20 protein-coding genes are annotated in these 20,880 nt (G+C 47.0%); 5 read left to right on the top strand and 15 right to left on the bottom strand.

Features of this window, described 5'->3' with window-relative positions:
• Positions 1-33: 33 nt before the first annotated feature.
• From BCU34_RS22960 to ilvG, 3 genes are read right to left on the bottom strand one after another with little or no spacing between them, the layout of a single operon-like run.
• Positions 34-1,002, bottom strand: coding sequence for a branched-chain amino acid transaminase (locus BCU34_RS22960; RefSeq protein WP_048657823.1), 969 nt, complete (start codon positions 1,000-1,002; stop codon positions 34-36).
• Between the two features lie 12 nt (positions 1,003-1,014).
• Positions 1,015-1,299 carry an acetolactate synthase 2 small subunit gene (gene ilvM, locus BCU34_RS22965; RefSeq protein ID WP_017055442.1) on the bottom strand — a complete coding sequence of 95 codons (285 nt, stop codon included), beginning with the start codon at positions 1,297-1,299 and terminating at the stop codon, positions 1,015-1,017.
• A gap of 1 nt (position 1,300) precedes the next feature.
• Positions 1,301-2,947 (bottom strand): acetolactate synthase 2 catalytic subunit, encoded by a 1,647-nt coding sequence (ilvG, locus tag BCU34_RS22970; protein WP_102480829.1) that lies wholly within the window; start codon positions 2,945-2,947, stop codon positions 1,301-1,303.
• Between the two features lie 472 nt (positions 2,948-3,419).
• Here ilvG and BCU34_RS22975 point away from each other — a divergent pair, with 472 nt between their 5' ends.
• Positions 3,420-4,943, top strand: coding sequence for a YifB family Mg chelatase-like AAA ATPase (locus BCU34_RS22975; RefSeq protein WP_102480830.1), 1,524 nt, complete (start codon positions 3,420-3,422; stop codon positions 4,941-4,943).
• 115 nt (positions 4,944-5,058) lie between these two features.
• Here BCU34_RS22975 and BCU34_RS22980 read toward each other — a convergent pair whose 3' ends face one another.
• The 6 genes from BCU34_RS22980 to BCU34_RS23005 form a co-directional block, all read right to left on the bottom strand.
• Positions 5,059-6,012, bottom strand: a complete 954-nt coding sequence (locus BCU34_RS22980; protein WP_102432384.1) for a DUF2860 domain-containing protein — start codon at positions 6,010-6,012, stop codon at positions 5,059-5,061.
• A 139-nt stretch (positions 6,013-6,151) separates the two neighbouring features.
• Entirely contained in the window at positions 6,152-6,751 is a 600-nt protein-coding gene (locus tag BCU34_RS22985) for a thiol:disulfide interchange protein DsbA/DsbL (RefSeq protein WP_055318939.1), read from the bottom strand.
• 55 nt (positions 6,752-6,806) lie between these two features.
• A complete protein-coding gene (locus BCU34_RS22990) occupies positions 6,807-7,793 on the bottom strand; it encodes a serine/threonine protein kinase (protein WP_048662692.1) in 987 nt (328 codons plus the stop codon).
• A 74-nt stretch (positions 7,794-7,867) separates the two neighbouring features.
• Positions 7,868-9,286 carry a cytochrome c oxidase accessory protein CcoG gene (gene ccoG, locus BCU34_RS22995; RefSeq protein WP_102480831.1) on the bottom strand — a complete coding sequence of 473 codons (1,419 nt, stop codon included), beginning with the start codon at positions 9,284-9,286 and terminating at the stop codon, positions 7,868-7,870.
• Positions 9,287-9,611: 325 nt separating this feature from the next.
• Complete coding sequence (locus BCU34_RS23000; RefSeq protein WP_009848104.1) at positions 9,612-9,875, bottom strand: YihD family protein; 264 nt, start codon at positions 9,873-9,875, stop codon at positions 9,612-9,614.
• A 131-nt stretch (positions 9,876-10,006) separates the two neighbouring features.
• Positions 10,007-10,174, bottom strand: a complete 168-nt coding sequence (locus BCU34_RS23005; RefSeq protein WP_170960889.1) for a hypothetical protein — start codon at positions 10,172-10,174, stop codon at positions 10,007-10,009.
• 283 nt (positions 10,175-10,457) lie between these two features.
• On the opposite strand from BCU34_RS23005, the gene BCU34_RS23010 reads away from it, so the two are divergent.
• Both BCU34_RS23010 and trhA read left to right on the top strand, forming a co-directional pair.
• Complete coding sequence (locus tag BCU34_RS23010) at positions 10,458-11,249, top strand: sporulation protein (protein ID WP_048610874.1); 792 nt, start codon at positions 10,458-10,460, stop codon at positions 11,247-11,249.
• Between the two features lie 156 nt (positions 11,250-11,405).
• Positions 11,406-12,059 (top strand): PAQR family membrane homeostasis protein TrhA, encoded by a 654-nt coding sequence (gene trhA, locus BCU34_RS23015; protein WP_102480832.1) that lies wholly within the window; start codon positions 11,406-11,408, stop codon positions 12,057-12,059.
• Here the strand turns inward: trhA and BCU34_RS23020 are convergent.
• From BCU34_RS23020 to def, 6 genes are all read right to left on the bottom strand, one after another.
• Positions 12,056-12,631 (bottom strand): DUF3157 family protein, encoded by a 576-nt coding sequence (locus BCU34_RS23020; RefSeq protein ID WP_102480833.1) that lies wholly within the window; start codon positions 12,629-12,631, stop codon positions 12,056-12,058. The genes trhA and BCU34_RS23020 overlap by 4 nt on opposite strands.
• A gap of 26 nt (positions 12,632-12,657) precedes the next feature.
• On the bottom strand, positions 12,658-14,103 hold the full coding sequence (locus tag BCU34_RS23025; RefSeq protein ID WP_060983482.1) for a TrkH family potassium uptake protein: 1,446 nt from the start codon (positions 14,101-14,103) through the stop codon (positions 12,658-12,660).
• Positions 14,104-14,182: 79 nt separating this feature from the next.
• Positions 14,183-15,559 carry a Trk system potassium transporter TrkA gene (gene trkA, locus BCU34_RS23030; RefSeq protein ID WP_004735766.1) on the bottom strand — a complete coding sequence of 459 codons (1,377 nt, stop codon included), beginning with the start codon at positions 15,557-15,559 and terminating at the stop codon, positions 14,183-14,185.
• Between the two features lie 109 nt (positions 15,560-15,668).
• Positions 15,669-16,949 (bottom strand): 16S rRNA (cytosine(967)-C(5))-methyltransferase RsmB, encoded by a 1,281-nt coding sequence (rsmB, locus tag BCU34_RS23035; protein WP_102480834.1) that lies wholly within the window; start codon positions 16,947-16,949, stop codon positions 15,669-15,671.
• 92 nt (positions 16,950-17,041) lie between these two features.
• The gene (fmt, locus tag BCU34_RS23040) at positions 17,042-17,989 is read right to left on the bottom strand and encodes a methionyl-tRNA formyltransferase (RefSeq protein WP_108145173.1); all 948 of its coding nucleotides are present in this window, start codon (positions 17,987-17,989) and stop codon (positions 17,042-17,044) included.
• 37 nt (positions 17,990-18,026) lie between these two features.
• A complete protein-coding gene (gene def, locus BCU34_RS23045) occupies positions 18,027-18,539 on the bottom strand; it encodes a peptide deformylase (RefSeq protein ID WP_048611208.1) in 513 nt (170 codons plus the stop codon).
• 140 nt (positions 18,540-18,679) lie between these two features.
• Here def and BCU34_RS23050 point away from each other — a divergent pair, with 140 nt between their 5' ends.
• Together BCU34_RS23050 and dprA are read left to right on the top strand one after the other, a co-directional pair.
• Entirely contained in the window at positions 18,680-19,771 is a 1,092-nt protein-coding gene (locus BCU34_RS23050) for a LysM peptidoglycan-binding domain-containing protein (protein ID WP_102432378.1), read from the top strand.
• Positions 19,768-20,880: a DNA-processing protein DprA gene (dprA, locus tag BCU34_RS23055; RefSeq protein WP_102432377.1), complete on the top strand. Its 1,113-nt coding sequence runs from the start codon at positions 19,768-19,770 to the stop codon at positions 20,878-20,880. Before BCU34_RS23050 ends, dprA begins: the two co-directional genes overlap by 4 nt.

Below are 20,880 nucleotides of genomic sequence, written 5' to 3' on the forward strand. Positions count from 1 at the left end.
TGCTTAAATCCTTATAAAATATTTGGCTGTTGCTTACTTAGTTGTTTGCGTTTGGTTTTCTGAAGCTTGGTCTGCTGGGTACACATAGTCTAACCAGCCCCACTTATCTTCAGTGGTTCCATTGAAGAGACCAAAGTAAGCCGCTTGAACTTTTTCAGTGATAGGACCGCGTTTGCCTTCACCTACTGTAATTTTGTCTACACTGCGAACCGGAACGATTTCCGCTGCTGTGCCTGTCATGAAGACTTCGTCAGCAAGGTATAGTGCTTCACGAGCAATGTTCTCTTCACGGATCTCATAACCCATGTCTTTTGCTAGTGTCATGATCGAATCACGAGTGATACCCGGTAGAATTGCGCTGGTCGCTGGTGGCGTTGATAGCACGCCATTACGTACTACAAAAATGTTTTCGCCAGCACCTTCAGAAAGGTAGCCATCAACACTCAGAGCGATACCTTCATCGTAACCATGACGGCGAGCTTCGCCACCAACCAGTAGTGAAGATAGGTAGTTACCACCGGCTTTTGCTGCGGTTGGGATCGTGTTTGGAGCTGCACGGTTCCAGCTAGAAATCATTGCATCAACGCCGTTTTCTAGCGCTTCTTCGCCTAGGTACGAACCCCAAGGGAAAGCAGCGATGATCAATTCCATCTCGGTATTTTCTGGCGGGCAGACACCTAAACCAACGTTACCTACGAAACCTAGAGGGCGGATGTACGCTGACTCTAGCTTATTTTGGCGTAGCGTTTCGCGAGTTGCTTCCATAATTTCTTCCTCAGTGTAAGGAATAGGGAAGCGGTAGATTTTTGCTGAGTCTTTTAGGCGCTTAGCATGCTCAGGGTGACGGAAGATAACCGGCCCCTTTGGTGTGTTGTAGCAACGAACACCTTCAAACACAGAAGTACCGTAGTGCATTGCGTGAGTCAGGACGTGAACGTTCGCCTCTGCCCAAGGAACCATCTCACCGTTAAACCAAATATAGTCTGCTGTTTTAGCTGTCATGTTTGCGGTTCCCTATGCGTTTATCTTTTGTTGTAAGTTGTTGTTTGGCAGTTCATTACGGCTGATAGAGATAACGTCAACGGTACGCACATCCCACAGCTTCTCGATTTGATTGACCAAGAAAGAGATCGGACGGTCACTGTCTACGATGATCTCAACACTCGCCACTTTGCTTTCGTGGTTTTGAGTGCCCGCAACTTGCTTAACAATGAAGCCACGGTGGCGGATAACACGAAGAACACGCTCTAGTAGTACAGGCTTATCATCGGCTTTGATGTCTAATAGGTATCTTTTCATGTTATGTGTTCTCCAACATCTCACTGTTTGAAGCACCTGGCGGTACTAGTGGCCATACGTTTTCTTCTTCATCGATAAGAACATGAAGTAGGTAAGCGGTTTTGCTCTCTAGCATTTCTTTCAATGCTGGTTCTACTTCTTCTTTACGAGTGATGGTTTTACCCGGGATGTCGAACGCTTTCGCGAGCATCACGAAATCAGGGTTGTCATCCAAGATAGTTTCACTGTGGCGGCCATCAAAGAACAGCGATTGCCATTGGCGAACCATGCCCAAGCGAGAGTTATTAAGCAGTACCATCTTCACTGGGATTTGACGACGCTTCAAGGTGCCAAGCTCTTGAATGTTCATCATGAACGAACCGTCACCAGAGATAAGTATAGATTGGTCATCAGGACGTCCAACCGATGCACCCATCGCAGCTGGTAAGCCAAAGCCCATGGTGCCTAAACCGGCAGAGGTTATGAAGTTTTGTGGATCGCGAGGTTGAATGTGCTGGGCTGCCCACATTTGGTGTTGGCCAACATCCGTCGAAACCATAGAGCTTGCTGGCATCATGTCAGATAATTGTTTTAACAGCAGTGGAGCAAAGATCAGATCGCCAGGGTGGTCGTAACGCCATTTGAATGAGCTACGAAGCCCTTCAGAGTGGTGAACCCAAGAGGAGATGTCTTGGCTTAGCTCTAGTTGAGGCATGATCTTGTTGATGTCACCGCGAATTGGCGCGTTGGCCAGACGCAGTTTGCTGAACTCTGCTGCATCGATATCGATATGGATAACCTTCGCGTGTGGCGCAAAAGTATCGAGTTTGCCTGTTACTCGGTCATCAAAACGGGCACCGACAACAATCAGTAGGTCACTCTCTTGAACTACAAGGTTAGCGGCTTTAGTGCCGTGCATACCCAGCATGCCAAGGTAGTGTGGGTCATCACGTTCGATAGTTCCCAAGCCTTTTAGTGTGCTTACGGCTGGCATTGGGTTAAGGCGTAAAAACTCACGAACCGCATCGGTTGCTTTAGCAAGTTGAACACCACCACCTACGTATAAAACAGGACGGGTTGCTTGAGATAAGAAGTACTGCGCCTGTTCAATGGCATCAGTTGTTGAAACAGGAATTGCGGGTGGAGTAAATTCAGGAAGAGAGTTAACTGGAGCTTCAGCCAGTTGAACATCTTTAGCGATATCGACGATAACCGGGCCAGGACGACCAGACTTCGCAACCACAAACGCTTCAGCGAGGGTTGGAGCAAGATCTTCAATATCAGTCACTAGGTAGCTGTGTTTAGTACATGACAGAGACATACCAATCACATCCATTTCTTGGAATGCATCGGTACCAATGTGGGAACTTGCAACCTGACCTGTGATTGCAACCATTGGGATAGAGTCCATAAAGGCATCAGCAAGGCCAGTGACTAGGTTGGTTGCACCTGGGCCAGACGTTGCCATACAAACAGCGACATCTTGTGTTGCTCGAGCCATGCCGATCGCGGCCATAGCAGCGCCTTGTTCATGGCGACATAGGATATGTTCAACCCCGCCGTCATAGAGTGCATCGTAGATTGGCATGATGGCACCACCAGGGTAACCAAATACGGTCTCAATTCCTTGTTGCTTGAGTGCGGATACGACTAGTTCTGCGCCTTTCATCGGAATTCTCCCGTATTACCTTTATTTTGGTAACTGTTTCCTTTGTCTCTGCACATCTTGTGCTCCCATTCTTCCTGTAAATCGGCAAAGCCGAAAATGCTCAAAAATATAAAAATCGAATGTTTAAATTAGAAAAAACCCCCGGACTTGTCAGTGCGGGGGTTTTTTCTAATTCGTGGTTACTTTCTTCCCACTCGCCCCCGCGCAGTCTTAATAATGACTACGATAATCAGGTTAATCAGTGCGTAAATGCGAGCGTTAAAAATCATAATATTCGAGTTTTCTCGTTTATTGTTTTCAGTAAATGTCTACATCTCTAGTGTTATCACACAAATCTGCCGCATGACAAGGAAAATGTCATTCTTTTTTCACATTAAAACACCATTCCACCAAGCTATATAACAACCTTATAGCTTTGGTGAGCAACGAATATCCAGAGCGAATACTTTTAAATCAAAGACAAAGGAAAGTTATGGGACTCGCGATAATTCATAGTCGAGCTAGTGTGGGTGTAGAGGCGCCAGAAGTGACCGTTGAGGTGCATATAAGCAACGGAATGCCTGGTTTTACGCTGGTAGGTCTACCTGAAACAACGGTCAAGGAATCTAAAGATCGAGTGAGAAGCGCGATCATCAATTCCCGCTTTGAGTTTCCATCCAAAAGAATCACGGTCAACCTCGCCCCTGCCGATTTACCCAAGGAAGGAGGTCGTTTCGACCTGCCAATCGCGCTTGGGATTTTAGTGGCATCGGATCAGCTACCGACATCAAAAATAGCTCAGCATGAATTCATCGGTGAGTTGGCGTTGTCAGGAGAGTTGCGTTCAGTAAAGGGCGTGTTGCCAGCGACGTTAGCCGCCGATAGCGTCGAACGATGCTTAGTTGTCCCACATCATAACGGCGATCAGGCTGCGTTGGTGGGCAAGGGAGCTCATAAATCAGCGCAAACCTTGTTGGAGGTTTGCGCGGACATGTGTGGACAGGCTCAGCTTGGCCTATATCGAACGGAGTATCATCAGGCTGATGTTTCAGTGCTTCGCGACCTTCAAGATATTATCGGTCAACAACAAGGCAAGCGAGCTCTGGAGATAGCAGCCGCTGGCAACCATAACTTACTGTTCCTTGGCCCTCCGGGAACCGGAAAAACCATGCTCGCTTCTCGGTTACGCGATTTGTTACCGGAGATGAGTGATGACGAGGCGATGGAAACCGCATCGGTGGCCTCGCTAACGCAGCAAGAGATCAATCAATACAATTGGAAACAGCGGCCTTTTCGATCACCTCACCATTCGAGTTCGATGGCGGCCTTAGTGGGTGGAGGTTCGGTACCTCGACCTGGAGAGATCTCTCTGGCCCACAATGGCTTATTGTTTCTAGATGAAATGCCCGAATTTGAGCGTAAAGTGCTTGATTCACTGCGAGAGCCACTAGAGTCGGGCGAGATAATCATTTCGCGCGCGGCGGGGAAGACGCGTTTCCCTGCGCGCTTTCAGTTGGTCGGTGCACTCAACCCAAGCCCAACAGGTTACTATGAAGGTAATCAAGCGCGGGCTAACCCACAGATCATCCTGCGTTATCTTAATCGCTTATCTGGACCATTGTTGGATAGATTCGATATGTCGTTAGAGATCCCATTACTTCCCAAAGGCATGCTCGCTGAAGGCGGTGATCGAGGTGAAACCACCCAAGTCGTAAAACAAAGGGTCAAACAGGCTCGTCAAACCATGCTATCTAGAAACCATAAATCGAATGCACTGCTCGGTAGTCGAGAAATAGAGAGGTATTGCCCATTGCGACGTGAAGATGCGGAGTTTCTCGAGACTGCACTGCATCGATTGGGTCTGTCGATTCGCGCTTATCATCGAATCATTAAGGTAGCACGAACCATTGCCGACCTTGACGGTAACGAGCAGATCGAAAAGAAACACCTATCAGAAGCGCTTGGTTATCGAGCGATGGATAGATTATTGAAGCAACTCACGGCACAAGCTGTGTAGTCATGCCAATGGTAGTAAACAACTGGCCATTTATTTACAGTGATTGGTATACAAACAAAAAAGCCTGCTTCAGTGAGCAGGCTTTGGTTTGATAATTTATTGGCGCTGGCTGGAGTTAGAATTTGTAGTTCAAGCCAACTGAAACGATGTATTGAGACTCGTCGTAGAAGGTGATATTGGAATCGCTAGTGCCGTAACCCGCAAGAGATACGAATGACCAGTTTTCCCAATCCATGAATTGATCATATTCATAGGCGGCGAATAGATTGATGTTGTCGTCGCTGCGTTTCTTTTGGAAAGTGATGCTGCTTGCATCATAAGAGCGTTGGTTGTAACCCGCCGTTAGTGCGTATTGATGACGTCCCATACCACCAAATAAGCTGACCTCACCACCGAACTGCTCGAACGATGCCGCATCGCCGTCTGCATCACTTGATTGATAAATCAAAGACGGTACCAGCATCATAGTACGGCTAATCGGCTGGCGATATTGACCTTTCAGGTAGAAGGTATCGGCGTCGCGTTTTAGTGCTTCTTCAACGCGATCTTCTTCCACATCTTTGGTGGCGTAGGCCATGTCTAGCGAGAAAGCTGACCCCACAATGTTGCTTAGCTTCAAACGAAACGCATTGCCAGTTTCATCGGTCTTCGTGCGAGCTGATGTGGTGTTGTACGGATCAGCCCAAGTTTCACCCGACATAATGGTTGGCAGCAGTGAAGCGTCGATCACCATGCCAGACTCAAGCTGGTATTTGTAACCAACCTCTAGCACTACAGTACCTGTCGCTACGTCATCTCGAGCGGTACCTGTGTAAACTTGATGGTTCAGCTTTTCACCAAAGGTGTAAGCAATGCTGCCGAGAGGTGCAACTAAAAACGAGCTCTCAGACGAAGCTTTTTGATTGGTTGAGGCGATCTTACTGTCAGCGTCGGTATTAAAATTTGAGGTCGAAGAAGTGACACCGGTGTTGATAGATATTTCACCACTGAAACCTGGCTCATCAGCAAGCTTGGCAAACGCGGGCGCAGTAGCAACGCTCAATGCCAGGAGAGTTATTTTTATGTTCATTTAAGGGCTCCTTGCCCACCGATTCTTAGGACGGGTTATTAATATCAGTAAAGTACTACGTTTTTTGGCTGATTATTTATCAATGATGATTTTTGAACTAGTAAAAAAAAGGAAGCCGAAGCTTCCTTTCATCAATGGCTTATTTCTTCAATAAGAAGTTAACGAGCTCGAAGTACTCATCAAGAGAGCTGATACCTTGAGCTTCTACTAGGTAGCGGTTATTCACTACGACGGCTGGTACGCCAGAAAGGCCGCTGTCTTTGAATGCTTTGTCGAAGCGACGAACCATAGAATCTACAGCAAAGCCGTTGTATGCCGCATCGAATTTCTTAGCATCAACGCCTTCATCTAGGAAGATTTGACGCAATTCGGCTTCATCACGTGGTGGCTTGTTCATGGTGTGGATGCGGTTAAACATCACTGGTACCATTTTGTCTTCAACTTTCAGTGCAATCATGGTCGCATAAGCTTTGCTCATTGGCAGACCCATGTTGCCACCCATGAATGAAACATGGTTCTTCTGTAACTTAGCGTCTTTAGGTAGCTGCTGTTTTAGCTGCTGGATGATTGGCTCAAAGCTATTACAGTGTGGGCAGTAAAAAGAGAAGAACTCTGTCACCATTGGTTTTTTTGATGCTTCTAGATCGAGAACTTTGTAGTGTTCACCTTCGTTAAATTTCGCAGCGTGAGCTGAAAGGCTCAACATGATTAATGAGAAAAATGCGAATAGCTTTTTCATTTATCCAATCTCCATTATGTTTGAATTTTTATCCAGTTGTATGTTGCGATTGCTGTTACCACTGAGGCATTAACGAAAGTGGTGGCTCTTGCAGGGTAGCAATTTGCTCTTTACAAGCAAGTACTTGTTGCTCCCAATATTTCGGATCATTAAACCACGGGAAGGCTAAAGGAAACGCTGGATCGTGCCATCGCTTCGCTAACCATGCCATGTAATGCACCATACGTAGACCGCGTAGTGGTTCGATTAGTTTCAGTTGCGAGGTATTAAAATCGCAAAACTCTTGATAACTCTCTAGCAGAATATCGAGTTGCATCAGTTTATCTTGGCGTTCACCGTTGAGTAGCATCCACAGATCTTGTATCGCAGGGCCATTACGTGCGTCATCAAGATCGACGAACATTGGTCCATCGCGCCACAAGATGTTGCCTGGGTGGCAATCACCATGCAGGCGGATGTTGTCAATGTTGCTCGGCCACTGACTCTCTAGCTCTTTTATCAGAAGGTCTACGTCATTGAAGAACGCTTTTTCTAGGTGTGTCGGGATAAACTGAGAGTTTTCTAGAATCTTACGTGGCTGATAAAGGTATTCATCTAAGCTGATGGTCGGGCGATGTTGGAATGTTCTTCCCGCGCTGGCTTTATGAATACGACCCAGAAAACGTCCAACGCCTTCCAGTTGATCTAGATTGTCGACTTCATACTGTCTGCCGCCAACGCTTTCGAACAATGCAAACAGGTAGCCTTGATATTCATGCAAGGTTTCACCGTTGACTCGCATTGGTGGAGCGACAGGCATCTCTTGTTCAATCAGTTCTAACGCGAAGTCGTGCTCTTCTTGGATCTGGGCTTTGTTCCAGCGCTGCGGACGATAAAACTTAACGACGTAGCGTTTACGGTCTTCATCGGTGAATTGATAGACCCGATTTTCGTAACTGTTGAGAGCGAGAAGCCCGGATTCAGCACGAACTCCAATACTCTCCAGTGCGTACCACATGAAGTCAGGAGTCAGGTTATCAAAATTAAAGGCTTGCATCGTCATAGAATAAAAAAGGCTCATTACTGAGCCTTTTTCCATTTATTGGGTTGTTATACCAAGCGCTAAGGAGGCTGGTATCAGAGCTTCTTGATAAAGCGGCTTTCGACTTCCATCGTAAACTCTTCATTATCCGAGAGTATAAACTGAATTGTCGAAACTGGTGAGCTCAGTTTTTCTGGGTCGGCGCCTAAACTGATAGGTAGGTTCAAAACCTCGCCTGGATCGACAGTAATCGTCTGTTTGCCGTACCAGATAGAATCGGGCAGTCCGCTAACATCGAGCTTGTACTCTTGCTCTTGTTGAGTCTTGTTGATCACTTTCAAGGTGTAGGTGTTTTCAACCAACCCTTGGTTATTGACTCTGAACAACTGGTTTCGGTCACGCAGAACACTTAGGCCGGCAGGATCAACGCTCGCGATTTGGGCGAAGAACAAGCCCAGCATCACGATCAAGATGGCGCCATAGCCCAACAGTTTAGGACGCATTACCTTGGTCGAGTGACCTTCAAGTCTGTGCTCGGTGGTGTAGTTGATCAGGCCTTTCTCGTAGCCCATACGCTCCATGGTGTTGTCACAGGCATCAATACACGCGCCGCAGTTAATACACTCATATTGCAGGCCGTCACGGATATCGATACCCGTTGGGCACACTTGAACACATAGATTACAGTCAATACAGTCGCCTAGACCAAGCTCTTTTGGAGCGGCTTTACGAGAGCGAGGGCCACGGCTTTCACCGCGTTCTGAATCGTAGCCCACGATGAAGGTGTCTTTGTCGAACATTGCCGATTGGAAACGCGCGTAAGGACACATGTGCAGACAAACAATCGAGCGCATCCAACCAGCATTGGCATAAGTACACCCAGCAAAGAACAGTACCCAAAACACCGGCCAGAAAGACGAGTTAAAGGTAAAGAAGCCAACCACTAACTCTTTAATTGGGATGAAGTAACCAACAAAGGTTAAGCCCGTCGCAATGGCAATCGCCCACCACGCAATGTGTTTGAGGGTTTTTCTGAGGATTAAATTGCTCGTTAGTTTGCCCGAGTCTTGTTTTCTTCGTTTATTGGCAGCACCTTCTAGTTTCTCTTCGAACCAAATGTACATGAAGGTCCAGACGGTTTGCGGGCATAAATAGCCACACCAGACACGGCCTAAGAAGGTGGTTATGAAGAATAAGCCAAACGCAGCAATCATAAATAGGATCGCGAGTAGGGTCAGATCTTGCGGGTATAAGGTGGTGCCAAAGAAGTTGAACTGTTGGTTGCCGATATCGAGCAAGATCGCTTGGCGTTCACCAAATGGAATCCATGGAATAAGCGCAAAAAGTAAAAGTAAGAACCAACCGCCATAACGACGCAGTTGTTGGAATTTACCTTTGCTTTCTCGAACATAGATTCGGTTACTTGGGTTAAATCGATCTCCATTACCTTTATGTGTTTTCGGGTTAAAGGTTTTAGGAGTCACATCTTTGATATCGATTTTATCCTGACTCATGAACTATCCTTTTTGTGGCTTGTTTGCCCGGTTAAATCGGGCATGACGACATTACTTGAAAGTATGGTTTAGAGAACCTGTTGAAATTGAGCTTGGTGCATTTGTTGTTATCGCACTCACTCTTATTATTTTAGAAGATTCTTATGGATGGCGATTATAGCGACAATCTTGTTCTCATTTCTTTAACGCTATCAACCTTTAACAACAAAAGTCATAACAGTTGTGACGAAAAAATAGCGAACAGAAACAAAAAAGCGACCTGGCGGTCGCTTTTTAAATTGAGTGTTTTATCTATACGGCAATTGAGTTCTAAACAAATGGGCGACTAAAGAAGGCCACGTGCTTTTAGAATTGCGGTTTTGAAATCATCTTCTTGGTCTTTTTTCAGGCCTGGGATCATTTCATCTTTTTCGCTGTTGCGCATTTTTAGGTGGTAGATAAGAACATCGTCAGTCAGTTCTTCAAGCTTGCCTTGGTAGCCCGCTTCTTTTGATAGCTTAATGATGAACTCTAATAGGTTAAGCTCTTGATCTTTCTGCCACTCAGGCTCCATCAGTTCAAGCAGTTCTTCAATGCGGTGACACTTCATACTTTATTTCTCCACAAATTTTATAATGATTTGTGGCTAAGGTATCAAATCGGGTAGGGAATACCAATGTGTAAACACATTTCAAGATGGAAGCGGGCAAGAAAAAAGCGCAGTAAAAACTGCGCTTTTTGTTAAGCGGCTTTAATCACTTTTGTTGTAGTCGGTGCTAATAAAGCAGTCTTCTCAACTAGAGTCATTGTAGGAGCCAATTTCTTAGCCGTTGGAGCAGCAACAAAGCCACTACGACGACGTATCGCACTACGGTTGGTGTGCGAGAACCTGACAGCTGTTGGGCGCATTAATTTACCTAACGGTCAGGCATATCCATTGCCAATCTAATGGCCTGATTTACCATGAGCTCCACTTCAATTGCTTGAAGCGTTACTCGTCTGGCTTTCGCCAATCCGAAGAATAAATCAGGATAATGATATGCATGCATATCAAGGCTTAGATTATCACTATCTAAGTTATCGATCGACGCCTGAGTGATAAATAGACGATATTAGAGCTAAAATAGTGTGAGCAGTATATTTGAGTTTGAACCTCTTTCAGGCTTAAGATGATGCTTTAAAGGAGGTGCATATGTCGTTCTTAAAGAAAACGTTAGCAAGTTTTGGAATTGGATCTGCCAAGGTGGATTCTGTATTGCAACAGGAAGTGCTTTATCCAGGTAAGAAGGCGAGCATTATTGTGCATGTCTATGGTGGCGCTCAGCCACAAGAGATCGACAACATCGATCTCAACTTGTGCTGTCGTTACGTTAAAGAAGTTACCATGAACTCGCAAAGGCAAGAAGGTGGTCAAACACGTCGAATGCACCAGACATACTCGTTGGCCAAATGGAGCCTGCCTTATGCCTTTGTTATTCAGCCGGGTGAAACCCGTGATTTTGAATGTGAGTTTGATGTCCCGCTGAACACACCGGTCACGATTGGTGATTCAAAGGTGTGGCTAGAAACCGGGTTGGATATTGCGATGGCAATTGATCCATCGGATAAAGACATCTTAACGGTTCGTCCTGATGCACTCCTCGATGGTATTTTTAACGAACTTGAAGCTCAAGGGCTTCGCATTCGCCAAGTGGAGTGTGAAGCGGTAGAAGGCTTTGAACTGCCATTTGTACAAGAGTTTGAGTTTGTGCCGACTACGGGTCCTTATCATGGCCGCTGGCGTGAGCTTGAAGTTGTTGCCCATCGTGACGAAACTGAGCTTAAGCTTTGGTTTGAGATAGATCGCAATCGCGACGGTGCCAAAGGCATGTTGGCGAGTTTATTGGGAGTGGGCCAGCTACAGCGTCAATTGAGTGTGCCACTCGATACCTCTCCAGAAGAAGCCGGCAAGATGGTACTTGAGTATCTAGATAGCGCCTCTTAATTCGCTTTTTGGTTCTTTAGCTTTAGAGAGCCTAGCCTCATCACACTGTTTAGGCGTCATTGATGTCATAAAAGCTGTTATAAAAATTTAAGCTTACACGTGTAAGCTTAATGTGCAATACTAGGTCAATTGAACATTTACTCTAGTAGGATACTCATGTCTGCATCATCAGCTAGCGAATACAGCGACATCGAAGAACGCGCTAATGCGATAACCCACGGCTTGGGCGTCGTGCTTGGCGTTATTGGTCTGATCTTGCTACTGATTCGCGCGTTTGATTACCAAGCCGACATGTTGACGGTTGCCAGTATGACAATCTATGGCAGCAGCATTATCCTGCTCTTTATTGCTTCCACGCTTTATCACTCGATCACCACAGAAAAAACCAAGCGTTTACTAAAAACCCTCGATCACTGTGCGATTTATTTACTGATCGCAGGTAGCTACACGCCGTTTTTATTGGTTGGCTTAAGAACCCCATTGGCGATGGGCTTGATGGCGGTTATTTGGGGAATTGCGCTGGTCGGTATCATCATGAAGATTGCCTTCGTTTACCGATTCAAGCGCTTATCGCTGTTCATTTACTTAGCGATGGGCTGGCTATCTTTGATTGTTATTTATCAATTAGCGATGAACATCGATATAGGTGGTTTGGTGTTGTTAGCGGTTGGCGGGGTGATCTATTCGCTGGGTGTGATTTTCTATGTTGCAAAACGCATCCCTTACAACCATGCAATCTGGCACTTGTTTGTATTGGCGGGTTGCGCTTGCCATTTCTTCGCTATCTATCTGTACGTGACTCCGGTTTAGCGAGCCAGTACTTCAGTAATCTCAGCTTTAATCTGATATTCAGGGTGTTGTTCTAGGTCGATCTTGATTAGCTTGCCTTCTTCACCCGTCTTTGGTCGCAAGTATGTGTCAGCCATACGTTTGATTGATTTCCATACAGCAACTTCTTCTTCTGCCAACAACGTACCCTCTGCAGTAAATACGCTGATGTTAAGTGATACTAAAATGACAGCTTGAGTGCCTTGGTTGGTGATGGCTGTCGGAATGATAAGTTTACCACCTTCATAGCGACTTGCACCCAGTACAACATCCACTCCTGATTGAGACAGCTGTAAGCTTGGCTTTTTACTATTCACTACAATCGTAGTGCCACGCGTGTTCGTCGTAACTGGGACAGCGACTACGGGTACTGCTGCGACAGGCACGGCGATCTCTGAAGTTGTCGCTACTTCTTCCGCTTGTTTCTGTGCCACGTACTGCCACGTAAAGTCGTCTTTCAGCAGTACTTGTTTTCCATCTTGTAGAGTCACCATTTGGTCGGCGAAGGCTGAACTGCTCAGCAGTGCGCTTGCGATAAGTAGGTATGATTTCATCTCTGTTTCCTTAAATATTCGTGCAATTAGCGTCGCCAGAAGGCTGGGAAGAATAGAACGATCAGCGTCAGTATCTCGAGTCTTCCCATCAACATACCAAGGCTTAATAACCACTTTGCAGCGTCTGGCAGCGGCGCAAAATTCCCGGTTGGACCGATCACACTGCCCATGCCAGGACCAACGTTGGCAACGGCTGTGATAGCGCCAGATATGCTGGTCACAGGATCAAGTCCCATCGCACTCAAGCCACCTGCAATTAAGATAATCGTAATAAAGAACATCAAACCAAATGCGACCAGTGAGCGCACAATGTCGTCATTCACTGGGCGTTGGTTATAGCGCTGAACAAAGACACCCGATGGGTGGATCAGCTTCATCATTTGTTTATGAAGCATGGTCATCGCGATCTGGAAGCGGAAGATTTTGATACCGCCAGAGGTTGACCCCGAGCACGCGCCCGCCATCATTAAAAACGCAAACAAGGTAGTCGGTAGTGCGCCCCACGCGGTGAAGTCTTCTAAGCCAAAACCGGTTGTGGTGACGACTGACACTATGTTGAACATCGAAACACGCATTGCATCCATGATGGTGTAGTCATCCCTAACCACCAGCCATGTCGATATTACGGCACTGGTGACCAAAAATAGATACGTGAAACCTCTCACTTGAGCGTCTTTGTAGAGGATTGAGAGCTTTCTACCACGCAGTGCGCTAACAAACAGTAAGAATGGCAGACCACCAAGGAACATGAACAGGGTTCCCACCCAGTGAGCACTGTTAGAGAAGTGGTTCATTGAGCCATCTGAGGTTGAGTAACCACCCGTCGACAGTGTTGTGAAGGCGTGATTGATCGCATCAAAGATGCCCATGCCTGCAAACAGATAGCTAATGATGCACAAGCCAGTCAGAACCAGATAAACCGCCACGATGTTCTTCGCGACCGTTTTCGCTCGTGGGCTGCTTTTATCTGACCAATCGGAGGACTCGGTTTGGAATAGGCGCATACCACCGACGTTAAGCATTGGCAGAACCGCTACCGCCATAACGATGAAGCCGATGCCGCCTAACCATTGCAGTATAGAGCGCCACAACAGAATGCTTGGTGCCATGCTGTCTAAGCCGCTCAATACAGTTGAGCCAGTCGTGGTGATACCAGACATGGTTTCAAAATAGGCGTCGGTGAAGCTGATGTGGTTGATGAAGACAAACGGCAGTGCAGCAAAGGCACTGGCAATCGTCCATACCAGAGAGGTGATCAGGAACATGTCCCGTACCCCAAGTCGGAACTGAGCTGAACGGCCTAAACTCAAGCAGATGAACGCCACTATGTGCGTGATCACTACCGACTGACCAAACTCGAGGAAGCCACCGGTGCCTGTAAAAAAGGCAACCAATGTAGGGATGTACATGAAAAGGGCGAGTTTTGATAACACTAACCCTATCACTAATAATATCGGACGAAAGTTGACCATAGCTTAATAGACCATCGCTTTGTGCCGAAGCTTGTTCTCACAAGAAGAAGGTTGTGAGAACAAGCTTACGAGAACAAGGCTATAAGAAGAACGGGCTCGGTTGGAATAGAGACTCAACATCAGGTACGTATTTCTTGTCCACTAGGAACATAACTACGTGGTCATCTTGTTCGATAACGGTTCTATCGTGCGCGATAAGCACCTCTTCTCCGCGAACAATCGCACCAATCGTGGTACCCGGTGGTAGTTTGATGTCGCCAATAGCTCGGCCAACCACTTTAGATGTGGTTTCGTCACCGTGAGCAATCGCTTCGATCGCTTCAGCAGCGCCGCGACGCAGAGATGATACGTTTACAATATCAGCACGACGAACGTGAGTGAGCAGCGCAGAAATGGTCGCTTGTTGTGGAGAGATAGCAATATCAATCACACCACCCTGAACAAGGTCGACGTAAGCACCACGCTGAATCAGTACCATTACCTTCTTGGCACCCATTCGCTTAGCCAGCATCGCTGACATGATGTTGGTTTCATCTTCATTGGTTAGGGCAATGAACACGTCCACTTGATCGATGTTCTCTTCGGTCAGCAGCTCTTGGTCTGCGGCATCACCACAGAAGACGATGGTGTTTTCTAATTCTTCAGACAACTTCTCGGCACGAGTGTAACTGCGCTCAATAAGTTTGATGCTGTAGCTCTGTTCAAGGCGTTTAGCCAAGCTTGCACCAATGTTACCACCACCGACAATCATGATGCGGCGGTACGGTTTCTCTAGGCGTTGCAGTTCACTCATTACTGAGCGGATATGGTTACTTGCCGCCACAAAGAACACTTCATCATCGGCTTCAATGATGGTGGTGCCTTGTGGGCGAATAGGGCGACCTTGACGGAAGATAGCCGCAACACGCGTATCGATGTGCGGCATGTGCTCACGCAAAGCAGATAGGGCGTTACCGACCAGTGGACCACCGTAGTAGGCTTTTACTGCTACTAGGCTAACTTTCTGTTCAGCAAAGCTCACAACCTGCAATGCACCTGGATATTGAATCAGGCGTTCGATGTAGCTGGTCACTAGCTCTTCGGGTGCGATCAGGTGGTCTACTGGGATAGCACCTGATTTGAATAGTGCTTCTTTTTCTTCTAGGTATTGAGGAGAACGAATACGAGCAATTCGGTTTGGCGTATTGAAAAGAGAGAAAGCAACCTGACACGCAGCCATATTGGTTTCATCCATATTGGTTACGGCAACCAACATGTCGGCATCTTGCGCACCTGCTTCACGTAGTGTGTTTGGGTGGCTGGCATAACCGTTTACAACCCTAAGGTCGTACTTATCCTGAAGTTCACGAAGTCGGTCAGCATTACGGTCGACAATGGTGATGTCGTTGTTTTCACCAACTAGGTTTTCAGCAAGGGTACCGCCAACTTGTCCAGCACCTAGGATAATGATCTTCATAGCCTTTCTCTTATTTTTGCCGTGGTAATTCTAGTGCGTGCATTTTGCTTCGATAATGCACTAGAAAGAAACAGCGGCTAAGAAATAAATTCTTAGCCGCTGTTAGTTGTTATGCCTGTTTTACTAGAACTGCGTAGTAGAAGCCATCCATATCTTCTTCCCCAGGCAGTATTTGACGACCCGGATTTTCGATATCAGACCCAACCAGCGTTGCGTTCTCTGTACGTGCTAGGAATGCTTTCACTTGCAGCACGTTTTCTTGCGGCGTGATAGAACATGTCGCATAAACCATGGTGCCGCCTTCTTTCAGCTGACGCCACATAGCATCCATAATCTCGCTTTGCAGTTCAGCCAGCGCGTCAATGTCAGATGCACGACGTAGCCACTTGATGTCAGGGTGACGGCGAATTACGCCAGTCGCTGAACAAGGTGCATCAAGCAGAATACGGTCGAACTTATCACCCATCCACCACTCTTCAGGGTAGCGAGCATCGCCACAAATTACGTCGGCACGCAGTTGCAGACGCTCAAGGTTATCGTAAACACGGTCTAGACGTTTGATGTCGCAGTCAATCGCAACCACTTCAGTATCGTTGGTATGCTCAAGAATGTGTGCCGTTTTACCACCTGGCGCAGCACAGCAATCTAGGATAAGCTCACCATCTTTTGGTGTTAGGTAATCAACCGAAAGCTGAGCAGCAGCGTCTTGCACAGATACCCAACCTCTGTCGAAGCCAGGAAGCAAAGTAACATCACAAGGTGCAGCTAATTTTATGGCATCGGCTGCTTCAGGGTGCAATGTGTATTCAATGTTTTCGTTTTTAAGCAGCTCAATATACTCGTCACGAGTGTGGTGTTGGCGGTTAACGCGCAGCCACATTGGTGCCTTGCTGTTGTTTGCTTCAACCAGTTGCTCCCATTGATCTGGGTAGCTCTCTTGAAGCATTTTTAGAATCCAGCTTGGGTGGCCGTATTTGCCTGCATTGTGGCTAACGGCTTTCTCGTCTAGTTCTTCTTGGTCACGTAGGTAGCTACGTAGTACAGCGTTGATCAAACCACTCAGGCTTGGGCCACGCAGTGTTTTAGTACCCTCAACCGTTTCAGCAACCGCGGCATGCGAAGGGATACGCATGAAGCTTAGTTGGTAAATGCCCACCAAGATTAGGTGGTGGAATACACGCTTTTTACCTTTAAGCGGGTTTTCCATTAGTTCGTTAGCGATTGACTCTAAACGAGGCAGGTAACGAAGTGCGCCGTAGCAAATCTCTTGCAGTAGAGCATGGTCTCGCGGCCGGATCGTTTTTTGAGCCGCAGGGAGAGCGTGTGAAAGAGAGTGGCCTTTATCGACAACTTGGAATAGGACATTTGCAGCAGCAGCGCGAACATTCATGAGGGGTACCGAATATTTATTTGAATACATGAGGGCATCTCTGCCCTCGTAAAGGTTTTCTAAGCTGCGTAATTAACAGCTTTAAAAGCGGATTAAGAAAGTTGAGTACCAACTTCAAACCAGCTTGCACGTGAGTTCAAGATATCCTGAACTGACATGGCTTTTTTACCTGGAACTTGCAGTTGTTCGAGAACAAGTACGCCTTGCCCTGTCGCTACATAGATACCAGTTTTATCGGCTTGCAGAATGGTACCTGCAGGCTTATCAGAAGCTTGCTCTGCCACACGGCTTTGCCATACTTTAATGCTGTTCTCAGCAGCTTCAAAGTGGCTCATTGGCCATGGGTTGAAGGCACGAACGCAGCGCTCAATATGCGCAGCGTCATCACTCCAGTTGATACGCGCTTCTTCTTTGCTTAGCTTCTTGGCGTAGTTAGCAAGCTCGTCGTCTTGCTTTTCAGCCACCGCTTTACCAGAAGCGATGTCAGATAAACACTCAACAAGCGCATCAGGGCCAAGGCCTGCTAGCTTTTCGTGCATAGAAGCGCTGGTATCTGTCGCTTCAATTGGTAGCGTTGCGATACTTAGCATATCACCAGTATCTAGGCCGATATCCATCTGCATGATCGTTACGCCGGTCTCTTTATCACCCGCCCAAATAGAGCGTTGAATCGGAGCAGCACCACGCCAGCGCGGTAGGATAGAGCCATGTACGTTGATACAACCTAAGCGAGGCGTATCTAATACAACCTGCGGAAGCAATAAGCCGTAAGCGACAACCACCATGATGTCAGCATTCAAATCCGCTAGCTCTTGCTTAGCCTCATCTGACTTGAAGTTTTCTGGTTGGTAAACCGGAATATTGTTTTCAAGTGCGATGTTTTTTACTGGACTCGCAGTCAGTTTTTTACCGCGGCCTGCTGGGCGATCTGGCTGTGTGTAAACAGCAATAACTTCATGCTCCGAAGACAACAACGCCGCCAAGTGACGGGCGGCGAAATCCGGAGTACCTGCGAAGACAATTCTTAAAGACTGACTCAAGGTAGGCTTCCTTCTAATTTAGTAATAGCAGCGGTGATTAACCCTGTTTCTCGTTGAAACGTTTAATCTTCGCTAGCTTATCTTGGATACGTTTACGCTTTAGTGGCGATAGGTAATCAACAAACAACTTGCCTTCTAGGTGGTCAAGTTCGTGCTGAACACAGATAGCCAGAAGGTCGTCAGCGTCGAATGTGAATTCGTTGCCGTCACGGTCTAATGCTTTAACCGTTACTTCTGCAGCGCGAGGTACTAGAGCTCGAGCGCCTGGTACAGACAGACAGCCTTCTTCGATACCATCTTCGCCACGTTTGTCGGTAATTTCAGGGTTGATTAGAACCATAGGTTCGTCACGTGTTTCTGAAATATCGATAACAACGATGCGCTGGTGGAAATCCACTTGCGTTGCCGCAAGGCCGATACCTTCTTCGTCGTACATGGTTTCAATCATGTCATCAACGAACTTTTGAATCTCTGGGGTAACTTCTTTTACCGGTTTCGCCACGGTACGTAGACGATCATCTGGTAATGTTAATACTTGTAATACAGACATATACACTCGAAATATTGAACTGTGCCGAAACAGCTTAAACCTTGTTGGCTCAATTCTAGACATTTTAGAGGTCAAATGACAGCATCCTGAAGGTAATTCTCAAATCAGATGTCATATATTCAGACCAAGGAACCTAGGTCATGCGTCATTTTTCTCCCATTTTTTCTCTTGTTTGTGCCTCTCTTTCGTTCGCCGCTACGGCTGAAAATAGTGCTCAACCTTTAACCATAAAGCAGGGCGCACCCGAGGCGTACGTGGTGGTAAAGGGTGATACTTTGTGGGATATCTCTGCGATGTACCTCGATAGTCCATGGCTGTGGCCGAGGTTATGGCAGGTAAACCCTGAGATAGAAAATCCTCACCTTATTTACCCCGGAGATAAATTGTCGCTGGTTTGGATTAATGGCGAGCCTGTCTTGAGCCTCAAACCCGTCATTAAGCTAAGCCCTAAGATTCGTGTATCTGAGAAGAAAGCGGTGCCAACCGTCAATGAGGGGCTGGTTCTGCCTTATCTGCAATCTGATCGCTTGGTTGAACAGCAAGATATTCAATCGGTTCAACGAGTGTTAGGGACCAGTGATGGTAAGAGATTCTTATCGGGTGAAGACCGGTTGTTTATCTCGGGCAACCAACAACATCAAAAGTGGGGTATCTACCGCGCCGTTGAAACCTACCAGCGACTGCAACCTCAAGCGAGTATGACCTCGTTGCGTTTGGTCGCCACGGCACGCTTAAAAGAAGTGGACGCTGAGTTCAGTAGCTTACAGATAGAGACTCAGCTGCAAGAAGTACTGCTTAACGATCTTGTGTTGCCAGAGCTTGGTGTTGATCAGGTGAAGCTCTCAACCACATTTTATCCAGCGCCTAGTGCTGCGGGTCAGTTTGCCAATATCTTGGGTTCATTGGATGGCAGCCAATACAGCGCAAAGAATCAGGTCGTTGTTATCAACAAAGGCTCGCAGGACAACCTTCGCCAGGGCTCTATGTTCACCCTTAGCGAGAGCGGGGCTGTGGTGTTTGGTAAGCAAGGTGAATACAGCTATAAAGAATCAGCGGCGAGCGATAAGGTGCAATTGCCAAGTACGTCACTGGGTAGTTTGATGGTCATTCGCCCTTACGAGTATTTTAGTTTGGCGTTGATCACTCAAAGCTCCAAGCCGGTTAGTAATGACATTCTGGCGGTATCGCCTTTGGATCTTGCGTTGACGGAAGAGGTTAAGGGCACCGAGTGAATGAGCAACAACTGAGTGCTTGGTTAACTTTAAGTTTTGTTCCGCAGTTGGGTGGCAAGCGCCTTTCTCGACTGCTGAGCATTGATTCCCCATCGAATATTGTTGGTTACTCCAGCCAACAGCTGCAAGCGATTGGTTTGTCAGCCAAGCAAATCTCCTACTTAAGACAGCAAGCCCCTAAAGAAGTGGAGGCTTGCTTAGCATGGCAAGCAAAACAATCTAACCATCACATCATAACCCCGAATTGCCCACATTATCCCAAACTCCTCAATGAGATTGCCTCTGCGCCCAGTGTTCTTTTCGTTAAAGGACACGTCGAAAAACTGATTGAACCTCAAATCGCGATGGTCGGCAGTCGTAACGCCAGTCTTGAAGGGCTGCAAACTGCGAAGTCCTTCGCTAAAGAGTTTGTCCAAAACGGCTTGATTGTCACCAGTGGTTTAGCGCTCGGTATCGATGGCTATGCTCATGATGGTGCTCTAGATAAAGGAGGGGAAACTTTTGCTGTGTTGGGCTCTGGCTTGGATTCCATTTATCCTGCGCGACACCGAAATCTCGCGGAGAGGATCTGTGAAAATGGTGCGTTGATTTCAGAATTCCGCCCAAACGCTAAACCTCGACCTGAACATTTCCCACGGCGTAACCGTATTATAAGTGGGTTGTCTTTGGGGACTCTCGTCGTTGAGGCGGCCGAGAAAAGCGGTTCTTTGATTACGGCGCGTTATGCGATGGAGCAAGGTCGCGAAGTGTTTGCGCTTCCCGGTTCGATTCATAACCCAACCAGTCGCGGAGGCAACAGTCTAATTAAGGCAGGAGCATGTTTGGTACAGAGCGCTCAAGATGTTCTAATTGAAATAAAGAGTCTGTTAGACTGGTCTATAGATCAGCAGCCCAGTTTGTTCGAACCTACGCCGAACAAGAGTGAAAATGAACAATTGCCATTTCCACAGCTGTTAGCTAACGTAGGATTAGAGGCGACACCCGTTGATATTTTGGCACAGAGAACCCATATACCTGTGCATGAGGTCATGATGCAGCTTTTAGAGCTTGAGCTCTCAGGGCATGTTGTTGCAGTTTCCGGTGGCTATATTCGAAAGGGGAGAGGCTAG

This window comes from Vibrio sp. 10N.286.45.E10 (genome assembly GCF_002874195.2).
GTDB lineage: Bacteria > Pseudomonadota > Gammaproteobacteria > Enterobacterales > Vibrionaceae > Vibrio > Vibrio crassostreae.